This window comes from Pseudomonas taetrolens, assembly GCF_900475285.1.
Lineage (GTDB): Bacteria > Pseudomonadota > Gammaproteobacteria > Pseudomonadales > Pseudomonadaceae > Aquipseudomonas > Aquipseudomonas taetrolens.
This window is the reverse complement of sequence record NZ_LS483370.1, coordinates 3596292-3615002: the sequence shown is the minus strand read 5'-3', so window position 1 is coordinate 3615002 and position 18711 is coordinate 3596292. Positions and strand designations below refer to the sequence as shown.

The 18711-nt window shown below is 57.2% G+C and carries 17 protein-coding genes; 13 read left to right on the top strand and 4 right to left on the bottom strand.

Going from position 1 to position 18711, the window contains the following annotated elements:
• Positions 1–218 precede the first annotated feature (218 nt).
• Complete coding sequence (locus DQN55_RS16690) at positions 219–683, bottom strand: methylglyoxal synthase (protein ID WP_048378998.1); 465 nt, start codon at positions 681–683, stop codon at positions 219–221.
• Between the two features lie 4 nt (positions 684–687).
• Positions 688–1689 carry a type I glyceraldehyde-3-phosphate dehydrogenase gene (gene gap / locus DQN55_RS16685; protein ID WP_048379001.1) on the bottom strand — a complete coding sequence of 334 codons (1002 nt, stop codon included), beginning with the start codon at positions 1687–1689 and terminating at the stop codon, positions 688–690.
• 209 nt (positions 1690–1898) lie between these two features.
• On the opposite strand from gap, the gene edd reads away from it, so the two are divergent.
• The 4 genes from edd (at position 1899) to DQN55_RS16665 (ending at position 6957) form a co-directional block, all read left to right on the top strand.
• Positions 1899–3725: a phosphogluconate dehydratase gene (edd, locus tag DQN55_RS16680; RefSeq protein ID WP_048379003.1), complete on the top strand. Its 1827-nt coding sequence runs from the start codon at positions 1899–1901 to the stop codon at positions 3723–3725.
• A complete protein-coding gene (locus DQN55_RS16675) occupies positions 3722–4678 on the top strand; it encodes a glucokinase (RefSeq protein WP_048379005.1) in 957 nt (318 codons plus the stop codon). The genes edd and DQN55_RS16675 overlap by 4 nt, the downstream gene beginning before the upstream one ends.
• A gap of 97 nt (positions 4679–4775) precedes the next feature.
• Positions 4776–5507: a response regulator gene (locus tag DQN55_RS16670; RefSeq protein ID WP_048379008.1), complete on the top strand. Its 732-nt coding sequence runs from the start codon at positions 4776–4778 to the stop codon at positions 5505–5507.
• On the top strand, positions 5497–6957 hold the full coding sequence (locus DQN55_RS16665; RefSeq protein WP_048379009.1) for an ATP-binding protein: 1461 nt from the start codon (positions 5497–5499) through the stop codon (positions 6955–6957). The genes DQN55_RS16670 and DQN55_RS16665 overlap by 11 nt, the downstream gene beginning before the upstream one ends.
• Here DQN55_RS16665 and DQN55_RS16660 read toward each other — a convergent pair.
• A complete protein-coding gene (locus DQN55_RS16660) occupies positions 6926–7573 on the bottom strand; it encodes an AP2 domain-containing protein (protein WP_048379011.1) in 648 nt (215 codons plus the stop codon). The two genes, DQN55_RS16665 and DQN55_RS16660, sit on opposite strands and share 32 nt — an antisense overlap.
• Positions 7574–7924: 351 nt before the next feature.
• On the opposite strand from DQN55_RS16660, the gene DQN55_RS16655 reads away from it, so the two are divergent.
• From DQN55_RS16655 to DQN55_RS16630, 6 genes are all read left to right on the top strand, one after another.
• Positions 7925–9205 (top strand): ABC transporter substrate-binding protein, encoded by a 1281-nt coding sequence (locus DQN55_RS16655; protein WP_048379013.1) that lies wholly within the window; start codon positions 7925–7927, stop codon positions 9203–9205.
• A gap of 114 nt (positions 9206–9319) precedes the next feature.
• Positions 9320–10228 carry a carbohydrate ABC transporter permease gene (locus tag DQN55_RS16650; protein WP_048379015.1) on the top strand — a complete coding sequence of 303 codons (909 nt, stop codon included), beginning with the start codon at positions 9320–9322 and terminating at the stop codon, positions 10226–10228.
• Positions 10221–11057, top strand: a complete 837-nt coding sequence (locus tag DQN55_RS16645; protein WP_048379017.1) for a carbohydrate ABC transporter permease — start codon at positions 10221–10223, stop codon at positions 11055–11057. Before DQN55_RS16650 ends, DQN55_RS16645 begins: the two co-directional genes overlap by 8 nt.
• A 3-nt stretch (positions 11058–11060) precedes the next feature.
• A complete protein-coding gene (locus DQN55_RS16640; protein WP_048379019.1) occupies positions 11061–12221 on the top strand; it encodes an ABC transporter ATP-binding protein in 1161 nt (386 codons plus the stop codon).
• Positions 12222–12303: 82 nt separating this feature from the next.
• Positions 12304–13656 carry a carbohydrate porin gene (locus tag DQN55_RS16635; RefSeq protein WP_048379020.1) on the top strand — a complete coding sequence of 451 codons (1353 nt, stop codon included), beginning with the start codon at positions 12304–12306 and terminating at the stop codon, positions 13654–13656.
• A gap of 111 nt (positions 13657–13767) precedes the next feature.
• Positions 13768–14631: a D-hexose-6-phosphate mutarotase gene (locus DQN55_RS16630; RefSeq protein WP_048379024.1), complete on the top strand. Its 864-nt coding sequence runs from the start codon at positions 13768–13770 to the stop codon at positions 14629–14631.
• A 66-nt stretch (positions 14632–14697) separates the two neighbouring features.
• On the opposite strand, the gene DQN55_RS16625 is transcribed toward DQN55_RS16630, so the two are convergent.
• Positions 14698–15558 carry a MurR/RpiR family transcriptional regulator gene (locus DQN55_RS16625; RefSeq protein ID WP_172601062.1) on the bottom strand — a complete coding sequence of 287 codons (861 nt, stop codon included), beginning with the start codon at positions 15556–15558 and terminating at the stop codon, positions 14698–14700.
• A 205-nt stretch (positions 15559–15763) separates the two neighbouring features.
• On the opposite strand from DQN55_RS16625, the gene zwf reads away from it, so the two are divergent.
• Genes zwf through DQN55_RS16610 form a run of 3 tightly spaced genes read left to right on the top strand, consistent with a single transcriptional unit; the run spans position 15764 to position 18616 of the window.
• On the top strand, positions 15764–17233 hold the full coding sequence (zwf, locus tag DQN55_RS16620; protein WP_048379027.1) for a glucose-6-phosphate dehydrogenase: 1470 nt from the start codon (positions 15764–15766) through the stop codon (positions 17231–17233).
• Positions 17220–17933 carry a 6-phosphogluconolactonase gene (gene pgl, locus DQN55_RS16615; RefSeq protein WP_048379029.1) on the top strand — a complete coding sequence of 238 codons (714 nt, stop codon included), beginning with the start codon at positions 17220–17222 and terminating at the stop codon, positions 17931–17933. Before zwf ends, pgl begins: the two co-directional genes overlap by 14 nt.
• Positions 17930–18616: a bifunctional 4-hydroxy-2-oxoglutarate aldolase/2-dehydro-3-deoxy-phosphogluconate aldolase gene (locus DQN55_RS16610; RefSeq protein ID WP_172601032.1), complete on the top strand. Its 687-nt coding sequence runs from the start codon at positions 17930–17932 to the stop codon at positions 18614–18616. The genes pgl and DQN55_RS16610 overlap by 4 nt, the downstream gene beginning before the upstream one ends.
• Positions 18617–18711 lie beyond the last annotated feature (95 nt).

Below are 18711 nucleotides of genomic sequence, written 5' to 3'. Positions count from 1 at the left end.
CCGACCGTTTTCGAGCTAATGATAATGCTTATCATCCACGCTGTTGGTCAAGCGCTGTTTTATAAACGCAGGATTATCACGCCAGGCGAGTGATTCGGTATGAACCGTTGCCGCAGGCTGCGACAAGTGTGCTCAGCGACCCTGTCTTTGAAGGGTTACGGCCCTTGTTGCAACCTGCGGCAGCGGCTACAGGGCTTTGTATATTCGGCAGAGCCGGGTCAGACCCGTCCCTTCAGATAGGCGCTGTAGTCCGGGATACGGTGTTCATGGGGCTGGGTCATCAGCGGACTGGTGAGCATGTAATCCGCACTGCACTCGTTGCACGCGACCGGGATATTCCACACGGCAGCGACCCGCAGCAATGCCTTGATATCAGGGTCATGCGGCTGCGGCTCGAACGGATCCCAGAAAAACACCAGCATATCGATCCGTTGTTCGGCAATTTGGGCGCCGACCTGCTGGTCTCCCCCAAGAGGGCCACTGATCATGCTTTCGATCGGTAAACCGAGGCGCTGGCTCAACAGTAAGCCGGTGGTGCCGGTGGCACAAAGATCATGCTGACTGAGCGTTGCCTTGTGGCGCTCGGCCCAATCCAGCAAAAACGCCTTGCAGTGATCGTGGGCCACCAAGGCGATGCGCTTGCGCGCTGCCAGGGTGGCGGTGGTGAAACTGATACCGATCATCGCGTCACTCCGCGTTGCACAGCGCCAGGCAGTTATCGAGCATGCGGTTGGAGAAACCCCACTCGTTGTCATACCAGGCCAGTACTTTCAGCAGTTTGCCACTGACTTTAGTGTGGTTGGCGTCGAAAATGGACGACAGCGGGTTGTGGTTGAAGTCGCTCGATACCAGCGGCAGGGTGTTGTAACCCAGTACCTTGGAGTGCTGGCTGGCTTCTTTGAACAGCGCGTTGACTTCAGCTGCGGTGGTTTCACGCTTGAGTTCGATGGTCAGGTCGACCAGAGAAACGTTGATCACCGGAACCCGTACGGCCATGCCGGTCAGCTTTCCGGCCAGCTCAGGTAATACCAGACCCACGGCTTCGGCCGCGCCGGTTTTGCTTGGGATCATGTTCTGGGTAGCGGAGCGTGCACGGTACGGATCCGAGTGGTAAACATCGGTCAGATTCTGGTCGTTGGTGTAGGCGTGGATGGTCGTCATCAAGCCGTTTTCAATGCCGAATTCGCGGTTCAGGATTTGGGCGACCGGAGCCAGACAGTTAGTGGTGCACGACGCATTGGAAATAATCTGGTGAGATTGGCGCAGAATGTCGTGGTTAACACCGTAGACCACTGTTGCGTCTGCATTTTTACCCGGAGCAGAGATAATGACCTTGCGCGCACCGGCAGCAATGTGGGCCTCGGCCTTGCTGCGATCGGTGAACAAACCGGTGCATTCGAATACCACGTCAACCTTCAATGCGGCCCAAGGCAGTTCGGCCGGATTGCGAATGGCGGTCACGCTGATGTGGTCGCCGTTCACGGTAAGGCTCTCCTGGTCATGTTCGACCGTGGCTTCGAACGTACCGTGAACCGTGTCGTACTTGAGCAGGTGCGCGTTGATCGCGCTGTCGCCCAGATCGTTAATGGCGACGATCTGCAAGTCCTGACGATAGCCTTGGGTATACAGTGCTCGCAGGACGTTACGGCCTATCCGGCCAAAACCATTGATTGCGATTCGTAGAGTCATGGAAAGCGCCTGCCATCGATTTGTTGTTGGAATTACAAGATTATTCTCATAAAAATAGAAAACAAGCCATTTAAGTGGCAATATTTTGTTTTATCTACAACGAGTGACCTGAATCAACGGGTCCGAATGATCGAAGTCGTGGTTTCTGGCCCTTCGATCAGCATAGGACACGCACAGGTCGCCATTTCCGTTAGCCTGGAGTTCAACACATGCATCCCCGCGTTCTTGAAGTCACCGAGCGTCTTATTGCCCGCAGCCGAGCTACACGTGAGGCCTATCTGGCGCTTATTCGCGGCGCGGCCAGTGATGGCCCGCAACGCGGCAAGCTGCAATGTGCCAACTTCGCCCATGGCGTGGCGGGATGCGGGACTGACGACAAAAACAGTCTGCGGATGATGAACGCGGCGAACGTTGCAATTGTTTCGTCATATAACGACATGCTATCGGCGCATCAGCCCTACGAGCACTTCCCTGAGCAAATCAAGCAGGCTCTGCGTGAAATGGGCTCGGTTGGTCAATTCGCAGGCGGCACTCCAGCCATGTGTGATGGTGTGACCCAAGGCGAAGCGGGGATGGAGCTCAGCTTGCTGAGCCGTGAAGTGATTGCGTTGTCGACGGCCGTGGCGTTGTCGCACAACATGTTTGATGCAGCCCTGATGCTGGGTATTTGCGACAAAATCGTGCCGGGCCTGCTGATGGGTGCGCTGCGCTTCGGGCATCTGCCGACGATCTTTGTTCCGGGCGGGCCGATGCCTTCAGGCATCTCCAACAAGGAAAAGGCCGACGTGCGTCAGCGCTACGCGGAAGGCAAGGCCAGCCGCGAAGAGTTGCTGGAATCGGAGATGAAGTCCTACCACAGCCCTGGCACCTGCACATTTTATGGCACCGCCAACACCAACCAGTTGGTAATGGAGGTCATGGGCCTGCACTTGCCGGGCGCCTCCTTTGTCAATCCATACACCCCCTTGCGTGATGCGCTGACTCGCGAAGCGGCCCATCAGGTCACTCGTCTGACCAAGCAAAGTGGTGAGTTCATGCCGTTGGGCGAGATCGTTGATGAACGCTCGCTGGTTAACTCTATCGTGGCCCTGCATGCCACCGGCGGTTCGACCAACCACACTCTGCACATGCCGGCCATCGCCATGGCGGCCGGGATTCAGCTGACCTGGCAAGACATGGCGGACCTGTCCGAGGTGGTGCCGACCCTGTCCCACGTGTATCCAAACGGCAAGGCCGATATCAACCACTTCCAGGCTGCGGGCGGTATGGCGTTCCTGATTCGTGAACTGCTGGAAGCCGGGCTGTTGCATGAAAACGTCAACACCGTGGCCGGCTTTGGCCTGAGCCGTTACACCCGTGAGCCGTTCCTCGTCGATGGCAATCTGGTATGGCGCGATGGCCCGGTTGAAAGCCTGGATGAGTCCATCCTGCGTCCGGTTGCCCGTGCGTTCTCCGCTGAGGGCGGACTGCGGGTGATGGAGGGCAATCTGGGGCGTGGCGTGATGAAAGTCTCGGCGGTCGCGCCCGAGCATCAAATTGTCGAAGCCCCGGCCCGCGTGTTCCAGGATCAGCAGGAGCTGGCGGATGCGTTCAAGGCCGGTGAGCTGGAGCACGATTTTGTCGCCGTGATGCGTTTTCAGGGGCCGCGTTCCAATGGCATGCCTGAGCTGCACAAAATGACGCCGTTCCTGGGTGTGCTGCAGGATCGAGGTTTCAAGGTGGCGCTGATTACTGACGGCCGGATGTCCGGGGCGTCGGGCAAAATTCCGGCGGCGATTCATGTCAGCCCGGAAGCTTCGGTCGGAGGCGCACTGGCGCGTGTCCAGGACGGCGACATGATCCGGGTGGACGGGGTCAAAGGCACCTTGCAACTGTTGGTGGATGAGGCAGAATTCGCAGCGCGCACCCCGGCAGTCGGCACTCTGGACAATGCCGTCGGTACCGGGCGTGAGTTGTTTGCGTTCATGCGTCAGGCCTTCAGTTCGGCCGAGCAGGGTGCGAGCACCTTCACCTCATCTCTGGAAAACCTTAAATGAAGCTCGCTCTGGTCGGTGATATTGGCGGCACCAATGCACGCTTTGCGTTGTGGGAAAACGACCAGTTGCACTCGGTCCGCGTGCTGGCCACGGCGGACTTCGCTTGCCCCCAGGAGGCCATCCGGCTGTACCTCAACGATCTTGATCTGGCCTTGGGGGCGGTAGGCTCTGTGTGTTTGTCGGTGGCCGGGCCGGTGAGTGGCGATGAATTTCGTTTCACCAACAACCATTGGCGTTTGAGCCGGTCGGGCTTTTGTCATGCGCTGCAGCTCGACAATCTGCTGCTGATCAATGACTTCAGCGCCATGGCTCTGGGCATGACCCGCTTGCAACCTGAAGATGTGCGTCAGGTCTGCCCGGGCACTGCCGATCCGGCGCGGCCGGCGGTGGTGATCGGGCCAGGCACCGGGCTTGGTGTCGGTACGTTGCTCAATCTCGGAGACGCGCAATGGATGGCGTTGCCGGGGGAGGGAGGGCATGTCGATCTGCCCATGAGCAATCCCCGCGAAGTTCAGCTATGGCAGCATATCTATAACGAAATCGGGCATGTCAGTGCCGAAACCGTCTTGAGCGGGAGTGGCTTGCCACGTGTGTACAGGGCCATTTGCGCAGTGGATGGCCACATGCCGGTGCTGGACAGCGACCGTGCAATTACCGCGGCAGCATTGGCGGGTGATCCTCTGGCGCTGCAAGTGCTTGAGCAGTTCAGTTGCTGGCTGGGGCGTGTAGCAGGCAACAACGTGCTGACCCTCGGCGGTCGGGGCGGGGTGTATATCGTGGGCGGGGTGATACCGCGCTTTGCCGATATCTTCATGGCCAGCGGATTTGCCCGCAGTTTCGCCGATAAAGGCTGCATGAGTGATTACTTCAAGGGTGTTCCGGTATGGCTGGTAACGGCGCCGTACCCGGGCTTGATGGGGGCGGGAGTCGCCCTGCAGCAAGCATTTGGCTGAATGAACCTGCAGGCACGTATCGATGCTGGCGCAGGCAAGCTCGCTCCTCGGGGATGAGGAGCCGGTGTGCTTCATAACAACAATAAGGAACACGACTGTGAGCGCACTCAGCAAATCCATATTGCTGGTCGACGATGACCTGGAGATCCGCGAGCTGCTTGATCAATACCTGACCCGTGCCGGTTTCCACGTCAGGACGGTGGGTGATGGTGCCGGTTTTCGTCAGGCCCTCGAAAACACATGCGCCGATTTATTGATTCTTGATGTGATGCTGCCTGACGAAGATGGCTTCAGCCTGTGTCGTTGGGTGCGACAACACCCGCGCTTTGCCCAGACCCCGATCATCATGCTCACGGCCAGTTCCGACGAGACTGACCGTGTGATTGGACTGGAGCTGGGCGCAGACGATTACCTGGGCAAACCTTTTAGCCCGCGAGAGCTGCAGGCACGGATCAAGGCCTTGTTGCGCCGGGTGCACTTTGCCAACGGGAGTGCGGGCAACGAAATCATGGCATTCGAGGACTGGCGGCTGAACACCGTGACCCACCGCCTGTTTCATACCGACGGTGAGGAAGTGATCCTGTCTGGGGCCGATTTTGCCTTGCTCAAGTTGTTTCTGGACAACCCGCAACAGATCCTTGATCGCGACACCATCGGCAATGCCACCCGGGGTCGAGAGTTGATGCCGCTGGATCGAATTGTCGATATGGCGGTCAGCCGCTTGCGACAACGCCTGCGTGATACGGATAAACCCCCGCGTCTTATTCGTACCGTCCGGGGCAGCGGCTATCAGTTGGCGGCTCAGGTCACAGTCGGTCATGGCCTTTAATATTCTGCGCAAATGGCATATGCCCCGTTCATTGCTCGGGCGGATGTTGTTACTGACGCTGCTCGCCATTTTGCTGGCACAGGCGCTGTCGAGCGCGATCTGGTTGTCGCAGCTGCGCACCACGCAACTTGAAGGGCTGGTAACCAGTGCTCGCAGCCTGGCGTATTCAATGAATGCGACGGTCACCTACATGCGCTCATTGCCCTTGGCTTATCGTCCGCTGGTGCTTGATCAACTGCGCAGCATGGGCGGCACCCGTTTTGTTGTGAGCCTCAATGACCGGCCGCTGGACATGCCGGTATTGGCGCCGACTCAACGCAAGCAGGCGGCCCTGGAAGCCGTGGATCAGGTGTTGCGCCAGTCATTGGGCCCTGATGTCGATATGTCGGTGAAATTCGTCAGCCCGCAGGACCTGCGTATTTTTAATGCCGGCTTGAAACTCGACGAGCTGCCGCGCTCATGGGCGCATTTTGCATTGACCCTCGAGCCCGTCAACCCGCCGGTGCTGGTGACCCAAATCCAGATGGCGCCGGGCGAGTGGTTGTACATCGCCTCGCTGTTGCCGGAGCCTTACACCAGCCTGGAAGAGGAAGGTTTGCCGGCACTGCAGTTGTGGTTTATTGCCCTCAGCAGCGGCTTCCTGTTGCTTTCCATCGGCTTGCTGGTGCACTGGCAAAGTCGCCCGCTCAAGCGTTTGGCACGGGCTGCCCGTGATATGTCGCTGGGGGAGGAAGAGGTCAAGCCGGTCGAAATCGGTGGCGGCAGCGAAGTGGTTGAAGTGGGGCGGGCATTTAACACCATGCGTGCACGTATCAGCCGTTATCTGACCGAGCGCAGCCAGTTGTTCAGTGCGATTTCCCATGACTTGCGTACGCCGATTACCCGTTTGCGACTGCGGGTTGAACTGCTGGAAGACGAGCAGCTGCAACTCAAGTTCGGGCGAGACCTGGATGAGCTGGAAATGTTGGTCAAAGGCGCGCTGCAATGCGTGAAAGACACGGACATCCACGAAAACATCGACCCGGTGGACTTGAATCACCTGCTTGACTGTTTGATCGAGCCCTATTTGCACCCGCAAGGTAATGGTCGTGTGACGTTGCAGGGGCGAGCGTGCAAACCTTATCCGGGCAAGCCCCTGGCGTTGCGTCGCTGTATGGGGAACCTGATCGACAATGCACTCAAGTACGGGAAAAACGCTCACCTGCGTATCGAAGACCATGGGCAGGCTTTTGTCTTGACCGTTGATGATGAGGGGCCGGGTGTCCCTGAACAGCGGCTGGAACAAGTGTTTGAGCCGCACTTTCGTCTGGCAGGACAGCAGCAGGGCTATGGGCTGGGACTGGGCATTGCCCGCAGCATTGCCCATAGCCATGGCGGGGAAGTCAGTTTGCAAAACCTGCGGGCCGGAGGTCTGCGGGTTACTTTGTATTTGCCGCGAAATGCCGATTGATTGACTGGCTTGCCTGCTCGGCACTGATGGGCAGTACCGGTTCCAAGTGGGTATTCGAGATATCTTCGGTAGCGGGTTTGAGCTGTCTGCTACTGTTCATCGCGGCCTTGATCCGGTTTTCCCTGACACGTCTGCTGGTCTGACTGAAGTGCTGCTGCAGTTTTTCCATGGCCACTTCATAAGGCTCATCGCATAGCTTCAGTTGTCGCTCGCGCTCCTGCAGGGCCAACTGCTTGGCTTCTGCATCGCCATAACGATCAATGCGGAAGCTTTTGCTCAGGTTGTAGCCATGGATGCGGGTGGTCGCACGCCAGTAATCGACATGATTGGATTGAACACGGTAGACCCCCGGGTGGCCACTGGTGTTGTGAGGCATCAGGCGTTGACGATGCTCGTAGGTGAAGGCCAGTGGCATTCTGAGCACCAGTTGATTACGCATGATTTCGGCTGCGTGTAATGCCGGCCCTTCACCGCCGTACTCGGAAAAATCGAAAATGTGTATATGCACTTTGCCTGCACGCTGAATATCGACTTTCCAGGCGTAGGGCTTGCCGTCCTGGTGCTTCAAGGCATAGATGAAGCAATGATTGCGGGGCGTTGAGCGAGGTTTCGGCATGGTGCACATCTCCTGATAGGTGTCGGCATCCGTTCTTTAATCGCGACGATGGCTAGCAGACTCGCTGAAGTTTTTGGCTTGTACAACGTGGGAAAACGACTTCGGGATGCGTCCTACAGGTAAAGCGGAAAAAGCTTGATGTGATGGGTAGCTGAATATGGATAGCTAACAGGAACCTTGAGTTTGTCCTGGTTGAACAATCTGCATCGCGGACGGCACTTCGGTTCAAATGTCACAAGGTGGTGACATTTTGGCGTCTCTTCGTTACGTGGGGCTCGATCGTGATGGATACACTCAAAGCAAGCGCAAGCAAAAGACTTGCTCAGTTATAACAACAAGAAAGGTCCCTTCATGAACTCATTCAATCGCCTCGCCGCTATTATTTCCCTCGCCTCGATATTCCCTCTGAATGTTTACGCTGCCGACTCAAAAGGTACGGTTGAAGTCGTGCATTGGTGGACGTCAGGTGGTGAGGCCAAAGCGGTAGATGTGCTTAAAAAGCTGATCGAAAAAGACGGTTACACCTGGCAGGACAGCGCAGTTGCGGGCGGTGGCGGAGCGGCTGCCATGACCGTGCTCAAAACCCGTGCCGTCTCGGGCAACCCGCCATCCGCTGCACAAATCAAAGGCCCGGACTTGCAGGAGTGGGGCGCGCTGGGGTTATTGAGCAACCTGGACAAGGTTTCCACGGAAAACAAGTGGGACACCTTATTGTCCAAAACAGTGTCCGACACAATGAAATACGACGGTCACTACGTGGCAGTTCCGGTGAATATCCACCGTGTGAACTGGTTGTGGATCAACCCCGAAGTGTTCAAGAAAGCCGGCATCGATAAAGCCCCGACCACCCTCGACGAGCTGTATGCCGCTGGCGACAAGCTCAAGGCCGCGGGTTTTATTCCTCTTGCCCATGGCGGACAACCTTGGCAGGACAGCACGGTTTTTGAAAACCTGGTGCTGAGCGTCATGGGGCCGCAGGGCTATAAAAAAGCGTTGATCGATCTGGATGAAAGCGCCCTGACGGGTCCGCAGATGGCTGATGTGTTCACCCAGCTGAAAAAACTCCAGGGCTATATGGATCCGGATGGCACGGGTCAGGACTGGAATCTGGAAGCCGCCAAAGTGATCAACGGCAAGGCCGGCATGCAGATCATGGGGGATTGGGCCAAAAGTGAATGGTCCGCTGCAGGCAAGAAGGCCGGTACCGATTATGAGTGCGTACCGTTCCCGGGCACCAAAGGCAGCTTTACCTACAACATCGACTCGTTGGCCATGTTCAAACTGGCCAAAAAGAACGACACCCCGGGTAATATCGCTGCGCAAAATGACGTGGCCAAAGTCGCCCTTGAGCCCGAATTCCAGTACGTGTTCAACCAGAACAAAGGTTCGATCCCGGTGCGCAATGACCTGGATATGAGCAAGTTCGACAGTTGTGGCCAGGCTTCCGCCAAAGACTTCGACGAGGCCGGTAAAACCGGTGGCCAGCTGCCAAGCATGGCGCACAACATGGCGACTTCCCTGGCCGTACAAGGTGCCATCTTTGACACGGTGAGCAACTTCATGAGCGACAAGAGTGCCGACCCGGCCAGCGCCGGCAAGAAACTGTACTCCGCGATCAAGTCTGCGCAGTAAGCCCCGGCATAGCTGCAATGCTGTTCTCACTGCAGGAGCACGCCCGCTCCTGCAGTCGGCCTTGAATGAACAGCATCTGCTGCGGCTTCACGTCTTCAAACCTGGATTATTCCGATGAGTACAGTCGCTGTGTTCAGCAAAGCCTCGCCGTTTGATGCGCTCCAGCGCTGGCTGCCCAAGTTGGTCCTGGCACCCAGCATGCTGATCGTATTGGTCGGTTTTTATGGCTACATTTTTTGGACGTTTATCCTTTCGTTCACCAACTCCAGTTTTATGCCCAGTTACAAATGGGTCGGCCTGCAGCAATACGTGCGCCTGATGGAGAACGATCGCTGGTGGGTGGCAAGCAAAAACCTGGCCGTATTTGGCGGTATGTTTATTGCCATCAGCCTGGTGATTGGCGTGTTTCTGGCGGTATTGCTCGACCAGCGGATTCGCAAGGAAGGCTTTATCCGCACGATCTATCTGTACCCAATGGCGTTGTCGATGATCGTCACCGGTACGGCCTGGAAATGGCTGCTAAACCCGGGGCTGGGCCTGGACAAAATGCTTCGCGACTGGGGTTGGGAAGGCTTTCGCTTTGACTGGCTGCTGGATCAGGAACGGGTGGTTTACTGCCTGGTGATTGCCGCCGTGTGGCAAGCCTCGGGCTTTGTGATGGCGATGTTCCTGGCGGGCTTGCGCGGTGTCGATCAATCGATCATTCGTGCTGCCCAGGTGGATGGCGCGAGCCTGCCAACGATCTACCTGCGCATTGTGTTACCGAGTCTGCGTCCGGTGTTTTTCAGTGCCTTCATGATCCTGGCGCATATAGCGATCAAGAGTTTCGACCTGGTGTCCGCGATGACTGCAGGCGGGCCGGGTTACTCCTCGGATCTGCCCGCGATGTTCATGTATTCCTTTACCTTCAGCCGTGGGCAAATGGGTATCGGTTCTGCGAGTGCCATCATGATGCTGGGCGCGATTCTGGCCATTCTTGTGCCTTACCTGTACTCCGAGCTGAGGAACAAGCGCCATGATTAATGCACAGCGTTTTACCTTCAGCCGTCTGGCCATTTACGCCACGCTGATTTTCGCGGCAGCGATCTATCTGGTGCCGCTGGTCGTGATGTTGCTCACCAGTTTCAAAAGCCCGGAAGACATTCGGACCGGCAACTTGCTGAGCTGGCCACAAGTGATCGAGGGGATTGGCTGGATCAAGGCCTGGGACTCGGTCGGCGGGTATTTCTGGAACTCAGTCAAAATCACTGTGCCGGCGGTGTTGATCTCGACCTTTATCGGCGCCATGAACGGTTACGTCTTGTCGATGTGGCGTTTTCGCGGCTCGCAGTTATTTTTTGGCTTGCTGCTGTTTGGTTGCTTCCTGCCGTTTCAAACCGTGTTGCTGCCAGCCTCGTTCACCATCGGCAAACTCGGACTGGCCAATACCACCACAGGCCTGGTGCTGGTGCATGTGGTCTACGGCCTGGCCTTCACCACACTGTTTTTCCGTAACTACTACGTGAGTATCCCGGATGCGTTGGTCAAGGCAGCACGACTGGACGGTGCCGGCTTCTTCACGATTTTCGGCCGCATCCTGCTGCCAATGTCGATCCCGATAGTGATGGTGTGTCTGATCTGGCAGTTCACTCAAATATGGAATGACTTTCTGTTTGGCGTGGTGTTCGCCAGTGGCGATGCGCAGCCCATTACCGTGGCCTTGAACAATCTGGTCAACACCAGTACCGGCGCCAAGGAATACAACGTCGACATGGCCGCAGCCATGATCGCCGGGCTGCCGACACTGTTGGTCTACATCTTTGCGGGCAAGTATTTCCTGCGCGGGCTCACCTCCGGCGCGGTCAAGGGGTAACGCATGGCAACTCTCGAATTACGCAACGTCAACAAAACCTACGGCAAAGGGCTGCCGGACACACTCAAAGACATCGAGTTGAAAATCGATGATGGCGAATTTCTGATCCTGGTGGGGCCTTCGGGCTGCGGCAAGTCGACCCTGATGAACTGTATCGCCGGACTTGAAAGCATCAGCGGCGGATCGATTCTGGTAGACGACGCCGACATCAGCGGCATGAGCCCGAAAGATCGCGACATCGCCATGGTGTTTCAGTCGTACGCGCTGTACCCGACCATGAACGTGCGCGACAACATCGCGTTCGGTCTGAAGATCCGCAAAATGAGTGCTGCGGCGATCGATGAAGAAGTGGCACGGGTCGCCAAGCTGTTGCAGATCGAACACTTGCTGACCCGCAAGCCCGGCCAGCTGTCGGGCGGCCAGCAGCAGCGCGTGGCCATGGGCAGGGCGTTGGCGCGACGGCCGAAGATTTATCTGTTCGACGAACCGCTGTCCAACCTCGACGCCAAGCTGCGGGTCGAGATGCGCACTGAAATGAAACTGATGCATCAGCGCCTTAAAACTACCACGGTCTACGTGACCCACGACCAGATTGAAGCCATGACCTTGGGCGACAAAGTGGCGGTGATGAAGGACGGGATCATTCAACAGTTCGGCACTCCCAAACAGATCTACAACGATCCGGCCAACCTGTTTGTCGCCAGCTTTATCGGTTCGCCGCCGATGAACTTCATTCCTTTGCGCCTGCAACGTCAGGAAGGTCGTTTGCTGGCGCTGCTCGACAGCGGGCAGGCCCGGTGCGAGTTGCCGCTGGGTGCGCGTGACCCGGGTCTTGAGGATCGCGATGTGATTGTCGGCATTCGCGCCGAGCAAATTGTGCTGGCGTCGGGTGAACCCAATGGTCTGCCAACGATTCGCGCCGAGGTGCAAGTGGTTGAGCCTACCGGTCCGGATACTCTGGTATTTGTGACCCTCAATGGCAGCAAGGTCTGCTGCCGGATGGCCCCCGATGATGCGCCTGAGGTGGGTCAAAATCTCAATTTGCAGTTCGATCCAGCTAAAGTGCTACTGTTTGATGCAAACACGGGTGAACGTTTGGGAGTGATGCATTCACTTCAGGACCAAGTCCGGGCTGATAACGTGGCGCGATTCAAGGGTCGTTAAATCTGAACAAGGAGCTGTTTTTTGAGCTGCTTGAGCTGTGCCGCGTTAAACAAAGCCAATAAAAAACAACGAGGATAAAGGGATGACTAAAAGAATGACCCGTACCCGCCTGGCTTGCCAGCTGTCGGCAATCGCTGCACTGAGCCTGGGGGCTGGCAGTGGTTATGCCGCCGAAGCGTTCAGCGCTGATTCACCCTGGATGACCGGCGACTGGGGGGGCGAGCGGACCCGGCTGATCGAGCAGGGTATCGACATCAAAATGGATTATGTCGGTGAAATGGGCGCCAACCTGCACGGCGGCTACAACGACAACAAAACGGCACGTTACAGTGACCAGTTCGGTCTGGGTGCTGCATTCGATCTGCAAAAACTGCTCGGCTGGGACAACACCCAGGCCAAGATCCAGATCACCAACCGTAACGGTCAGAATATCTCCAATGACCGTATCGGCGACCCGCGTGCGGGTACCTTGAGTTCTTCCCAGGAAGTCTACGGCCGTGGTCACATGGTTCGCCTGACCCAGTTGTATATCCAGCATCAATTCCTCGACGGCAAACTGGACGTTAAAGCCGGCTACTTTGGCGAAGGTGAAGACTTCAACACCTTCCCGTGCGACTTCCAGAACCTGGCGTTTTGCGGTTCCCAGGTGGGCAACTGGGCCACCAACATCTGGTACAACTGGCCGGTCAGCCAGGCTGCTCTGCGCGTGAAGTACAACATCACGCCTGAGCTGTATGCGCAGATCGGCGCGTACAACCAGAACCCGTCACAGCTGGAGCACGGCAACGGCTTCAAACTCAGCGGCAGCGGTACCAAAGGCACCGTCCTGCCCGTCGAACTGGTCTGGTCGCCCAAGGTCAACAACCTGCCGGGCGAATACCGTGTCGGTTACTACAAGAGCACGGCCTCTGCCGATGACGTGATCGAAGACGTAAACGGCGGGGACGCGGCCACCACCGGTGACGATTATCGTGTTCGCGACAGCAAGCACGGCTACTGGTTTGTGGCGCAACAACAGCTCACCACCCACAACGGCGACGCTAGTCGTGGCTTGAACGTGGCAGCCAATGCCACCTTCCACGACAAGGAAACCAACATCGTCGACAACTACCAGTCCCTGATGTTTGTGTACAAGGGGCCGTTCGATGCGCGTCCAAAAGATGACATCGGTATCGGTTTCGCCCGTATCCATGTCAACGATGACGTGAAGAAAAACGCCGAGCTGGCCAACGCCGCCATTGGTGTCAGCAATTATGACAACCCGTTGTACACGCCTCTGCGTAACACCGAGTACAACTACGAGCTCAACTACGGCTTCCACGTGACTAACTGGCTGACGGTGCGTCCAAACCTGCAATACATCACTCATCCGGGTGGCGTGAATCAAGTCGACGACGCTCTGGTGGCCGGTCTGAAAATTCAGTCGGTGTTCTAGTCAGTCTCGTTTACTCTTGTGTGTATCTGGCGGACAGCTTTTGCTGTCCGCTTTTTTTCGGGTCTGCACACCCCTGCGGGCTGACCTGCATGATTTTCAGGACTGCGGCACATGCATGAGCATCCGCTTCACCGTTTTTTCAAATCCAAACGCGAACAACCTGTCTTCCAGTGGGAACGCTTCCAGCTGCGCGATGTACTGGTGATTGACCACCCGCATTGTCAGGCGGTGTTCAGTCGTCAGGGCGCTCAGTTGCTGCACTTCCAGCCAACCGGGCAAAAGCCGTGGCTGTGGTGTGCGGCCAAGTGGCCACAGGTGGGTGCCATTCGGGGCGGGGTTCCGATCTTCTGGCCATGGTACGGCCGTCATCCCAGTGAGAACGCATGGCCATCCCATGGTTGGGCGCGGTTGATCGACTGGAAGCTGTTGGACAGCAGCTTTGACGAGGAGGGCGTGAGCCTGCATTGGCGTTTACAGCTGTGCGACTGGCAGGTCGACCTCCACGCGCGTCTGGGCGAAGACATGGAGTTGCGCCTGAGCACCGAACATCAGGACGACGAACCGTGCCAGCTGAGCCAGGCTTTGCGTGCTTACTGGCGTATTGGCGATGTCGCAGAGGTAGCGCTGTCTGGTCTGGACGGGGCGCACGGCTATGACCAGCTCAATCGCGAGGTTTGCCAGCAAAAAGGCGAATTGCGCGTCGATGGCGGCTGTCAGCGGGTATTTCAACATGATGGTGAAATGCAGCTCAATGACCATGCCTGGCGACGGGCGTTGAGCATTGATACCGGTGATCGGGCCAATACCGTGGTCTGGCATCCGGGCAAGCGCCCGCTGCTGGGTGTGAGCTGGAATGAAGTGATGGGTTTTGTCTGCGTCGAATCCACCAGTGGTGGAGCCCGGAGCCAGAGCCTGGCCCCCGGCGAGCAAGCCCACTTGAGCTTGCAGGCGCGGGCAGGGCTGGTAGAGGCTTAAAAGCGCTGCAGGCACGCACTCGGCCACGCTCTGCCCGGTCGTAGACTTAGCTTTCAGCAGCGCCAGTCAGTTGAACTCATCCCCTACCGGGTAGCGGCTGGCGTTGAGGCTTTCCTTGATTTTGCGCAAGTGCGGCTGGAAGTCCACGCCCCGGCGCAAGGTCATGCCGGTTGCCAGCACATCGAGCACGGTGAGCTGGATGATGCGCGAAGTCATCGGCATATAGATGTCCGTGTCTTCAGGCAGCGGAATGTTCAGGCTCAAGGTGCTGGCTTTGGCCAGCGGCGAGTTCTCTGCGGTCAGACCCAGGACCGAGGCACCGTTGGCCCGTGCTATACGGGCGACTTCGACCAGCTCCCGGGTACGCCCCGTGTAGGAAATAATCACAAACAACTCGCCGGTGTGGGCCACCGACGCAATCATGCGCTGCATCAGCACGTCAGCATGGGCGGTGACGGCGAGGTTGAAGCGGAAGAACTTGTGCTGCGCATCCAGCGCCACCGGCGCTGAAGCGCCCAGCCCAAAAAAGTGGATCTGGCGTGCCTGGATCAGCAAATCGACTGCGCGGCTGATAAGGTTCGGGTCCAGGGCCTGGCAGGCACTGTCCAGCGAAGCTATGGCACTGCCGAAGATTTTCTGGGTGTAGGCTTGTGGATCATCGTCGGCTTCGACCGCGCGGCTGACATAGGCCGCGCCACTGGCAAGGCTTTGCGCCAATTGCAGCTTTAATTCAGGGTAGCCGCTGACACCAAAGGAGCGACAGAAACGGTTAACCGTAGGCTCACTGACGGAGGCTGCCTGAGCGAGTGCTGCGATGCTGAAACGGGTCGCCTGCTGCGGATTCTGCAGGATGACTTCGGCGACTTTACGCTCGGCCTTGTTCAGTTCTTCAAGGCGACCCTTGATCTGTTCGAGTAAATTGCGCACGCGGTCCATTTATGTTCCTTGGTTCGGCGATGCTAAGAGCGCATTAATGCAGCTCTGGAAGGAGGCCTATCCTACTGATGGCCTGATACGACCACTAGCAAGAATCTGTATTTTGAGAAAATGTTGTGTTTATTACTACATTTTTCCTTGAGTGATGCCTTGAAAAAAGGTATTTGTAGCTTAACTTGATAAAAGAACATACATCATGTCTTCGATTACGGTTGAACCTTGCACCTTCGCCCTGTTCGGCGCCTTGGGCGATCTGGCCTTGCGCAAGCTGTTTCCTGCCTTGTACCAACTGGATCGCGCCGGCCTGCTGCATGCCGACACGCGCATCATCGCGCTGGCTCGGGAGCCCGGTGAGGCCTCTGTGCACCTGGCCCATATCGACAGCCAGCTGCGCAAGTTTGTCGGCGCCCGGGAAATCGAAGATGACGTGCTGAACCGCTTCCTGGCGCGTTTGAGCTACCTGCATGTGGACTTTCTCAAGACCGAAGATTATCTGGCCCTGGCTGAAGAGGCCGGTACCGAACAGCGTCTGATCGCTTACTTCGCCACCCCCGCAGCGGTTTACGGGGCGATTTGCGAGAACCTGTCGAAAGTCGGTCTGGCCGAAAACACCCGAGTGGTGCTGGAAAAGCCCATCGGCTCGGACCTCGACTCGTCACGCAAGGTCAACGATGCCGTGGCGCAGTTCTTCCCGGAGAACCGCACTTACCGTATCGACCACTATCTGGGCAAAGAAACCGTACAAAACCTGATTGCCCTGCGATTTGCCAACAGCCTGTTCGAAACCCAGTGGAACCAGCGCTATATCTCGCACGTTGAAATCACCGTGGCCGAGAAGGTCGGTATCGAAGGCCGTTGGGGGTATTTCGACAAGGCAGGTCAGCTGCGGGACATGATTCAAAACCACTTGTTGCAGCTGCTGTGCCTGATTGCGATGGACCCGCCTGCGGATCTCTCGGCAGACAGCATTCGCGACGAGAAAGTCAAAGTCCTCAAGGCGCTGGCCCCGATCAGTGCCGAAGGTCTGACCACCCAGGTGGTGCGCGGTCAATACATTGCCGGATACAGCGAAGGCCAGTCGGTGCCGGGTTACCTGGAGGAAGAAAACTCCAACACCCAGAGCGATACCGAAACTTTCGTCGCCCTGCGGGCCGATATCCGCAACTGGCGTTGGGCAGGTGTGCCTTTTTACCTGCGCACCGGCAAACGCATGCCGCAGAAGCTGTCGCAGATCGTGATCCATTTTAAAGAGCCATCGCATTACATCTTCGCGCCCGAGCAGCGTCTGCAAATCGGCAACAAGCTGATTATTCGCCTGCAACCGGACGAAGGTATTTCCTTGCGTGTGATGACCAAGGAACAGGGCCTGGACAAAGGCATGCAGCTGCGTAGCGGCCCGTTGCAACTGAATTTTTCCGACACGTATCGCAGTGCGCGGATCCCGGATGCCTATGAGCGACTGTTGCTCGAAGTCATGCGCGGCAACCAGAACCTGTTTGTACGCAAAGACGAAATTGAAGCGGCATGGAAATGGTGTGACCAGTTGATCGCTGGCTGGAAGAAGTCTGGCGATGCGCCCAAACCGTACGCGGCGGGCTCCTGGGGGCCGATGAGTTCCATTGCATTGATTACGCGAGACGGGAGGTCATGGTATGGCGATATCTGATTTGAAACTGCCTGAAGGTGTCACTGCGCACACGTTCGAGCATTCGGCGGCTTTGGCCCGTGAACTGGCCAAAAAAGTCGCTGCGCAATTGAGTGCAGCCATTGCCGGGACTGGCCAGGCAACGCTGGTGGTCTCAGGCGGTCGTAGCCCCGTGGCTTTTTTTGAGCACCTGCGTGAACAACCGCTCGAGTGGTCGAAAGTGGTGGTGAGCCTTGCTGATGAGCGCTGGGTTCCGGTGGAACACGTCGACAGCAATGCCGGGTTGCTTAAAAAGCATCTACTGCAAGGCGCTGCCGCCAAGGCGCGCTTTGTCGGCTTGTACAACGTGGCGGCCAATCTTGAGGATGCGGCAGAACAGGCTGATCGGTTGTTGGCCGAGTTACCACCGATTGACGTGCTGATTCTGGGCATGGGTGATGACGGTCATACCGCGTCGCTGTTCCCGGACAGCCCGAACCTGAATCAGGCCTTGCAACTGGACAACCCGCGCCGTTGCTGGCCGATGCTGGCACCGACCGTGCCGCATCAGCGCTTGAGCATGAGCCGTAGTTTATTGGCGAGTGCCAAAACCACGGTGCTGTCGATTCAAGGGCAGTCCAAATTGAATACCCTAAATGACGCACTGGCTGGCAATGATGTTGCTGCCTTGCCGATTCGTGCCTTTCTGCAACCTACGTTAGAGATTTACTGGTGCCCATGAGCCAAGGATCAGCTGCCATGACAATAAAAACTGCGAACGTTTCGATGGCGGACAAAATTGCCCGGATCGACGAATTGTGCGCCACCGCGCGAATTCTGCCGGTGATTACCATCGCCCGCGAACAAGACATTCTGCCGCTGGCCGATGCGCTGGCCGCGGGAGGGCTGACCGCGCTGGAAGTGACCCTGCGTTCACAGTTTGGCCTCAAGGCGATTCGTGTGTTGCGTGAGCAACGGCCTGAGCTGGTGACAGGCGCCGGTACGGTGCTTGATCGGCATATGCTGGCAGCCGCTGAAGAAGCTGGCTCGCAATTCATTGTGACCCCAGGTATTACCCGTGACTTGCTTGAAGCCAGTGTCGACAGCGATATTCCGTTGTTGCCGGGTATCAGCAATGCCTCAGGGATCATGGAAGGCTACGGCTTGGGTTACCGTCGATTCAAGCTGTTCCCGGCTGAAGTCAGTGGCGGCGTGGCAGCGATCAAGGCGCTTGGCGGACCGTTCGGTGAAGTTAAATTCTGCCCGACCGGTGGTGTTAGCCCAGCGAACATTCGCAACTACATGGCGTTGAAAAACGTCATGTGTGTGGGCGGCAGCTGGATGCTCGACAGCGAGTGGATCAAGAACGGTGACTGGGCCCGAATCCAGGAATGCACCGCCGAAGCACTGGCGCTGCTGGACTGATGCATTTGTAACGAATTTGTTGTGTGTTCTACGGTTTTCGGTGCGCTTGGTCGGCGCACCTTTTTTTTGCCTTTTTTTTGCTCGCACCCTGTTCA

Bases quoted from the DNA above. Each gene is read 5' to 3' on its own strand.
- DQN55_RS16690 (WP_048378998.1), bottom strand. From the start codon at position 683: ATGATCGGTATCAGTTTCACCACCGCCACCCTGGCAGCGCGCAAGCGC.
- gap (WP_048379001.1), bottom strand. From the start codon at position 1,689: ATGACTCTACGAATCGCAATCAATGGTTTTGGCCGGATAGGCCGTAAC.
- edd (WP_048379003.1), top strand. From the start codon at position 1,899: ATGCATCCCCGCGTTCTTGAAGTCACCGAGCGTCTTATTGCCCGCAGC.
- DQN55_RS16675 (WP_048379005.1), top strand. From the start codon at position 3,722: ATGAAGCTCGCTCTGGTCGGTGATATTGGCGGCACCAATGCACGCTTT.
- DQN55_RS16665 (WP_048379009.1), top strand. From the start codon at position 5,497: ATGGCCTTTAATATTCTGCGCAAATGGCATATGCCCCGTTCATTGCTC.
- DQN55_RS16660 (WP_048379011.1), bottom strand. From the start codon at position 7,573: ATGCCGAAACCTCGCTCAACGCCCCGCAATCATTGCTTCATCTATGCC.
- DQN55_RS16655 (WP_048379013.1), top strand. From the start codon at position 7,925: ATGAACTCATTCAATCGCCTCGCCGCTATTATTTCCCTCGCCTCGATA.
- DQN55_RS16650 (WP_048379015.1), top strand. From the start codon at position 9,320: ATGAGTACAGTCGCTGTGTTCAGCAAAGCCTCGCCGTTTGATGCGCTC.
- DQN55_RS16645 (WP_048379017.1), top strand. From the start codon at position 10,221: ATGATTAATGCACAGCGTTTTACCTTCAGCCGTCTGGCCATTTACGCC.
- DQN55_RS16640 (WP_048379019.1), top strand. From the start codon at position 11,061: ATGGCAACTCTCGAATTACGCAACGTCAACAAAACCTACGGCAAAGGG.
- DQN55_RS16635 (WP_048379020.1), top strand. From the start codon at position 12,304: ATGACTAAAAGAATGACCCGTACCCGCCTGGCTTGCCAGCTGTCGGCA.
- DQN55_RS16630 (WP_048379024.1), top strand. From the start codon at position 13,768: ATGCATGAGCATCCGCTTCACCGTTTTTTCAAATCCAAACGCGAACAA.
- zwf (WP_048379027.1), top strand. From the start codon at position 15,764: ATGTCTTCGATTACGGTTGAACCTTGCACCTTCGCCCTGTTCGGCGCC.
- pgl (WP_048379029.1), top strand. From the start codon at position 17,220: ATGGCGATATCTGATTTGAAACTGCCTGAAGGTGTCACTGCGCACACG.
- DQN55_RS16610 (WP_172601032.1), top strand. From the start codon at position 17,930: ATGAGCCAAGGATCAGCTGCCATGACAATAAAAACTGCGAACGTTTCG.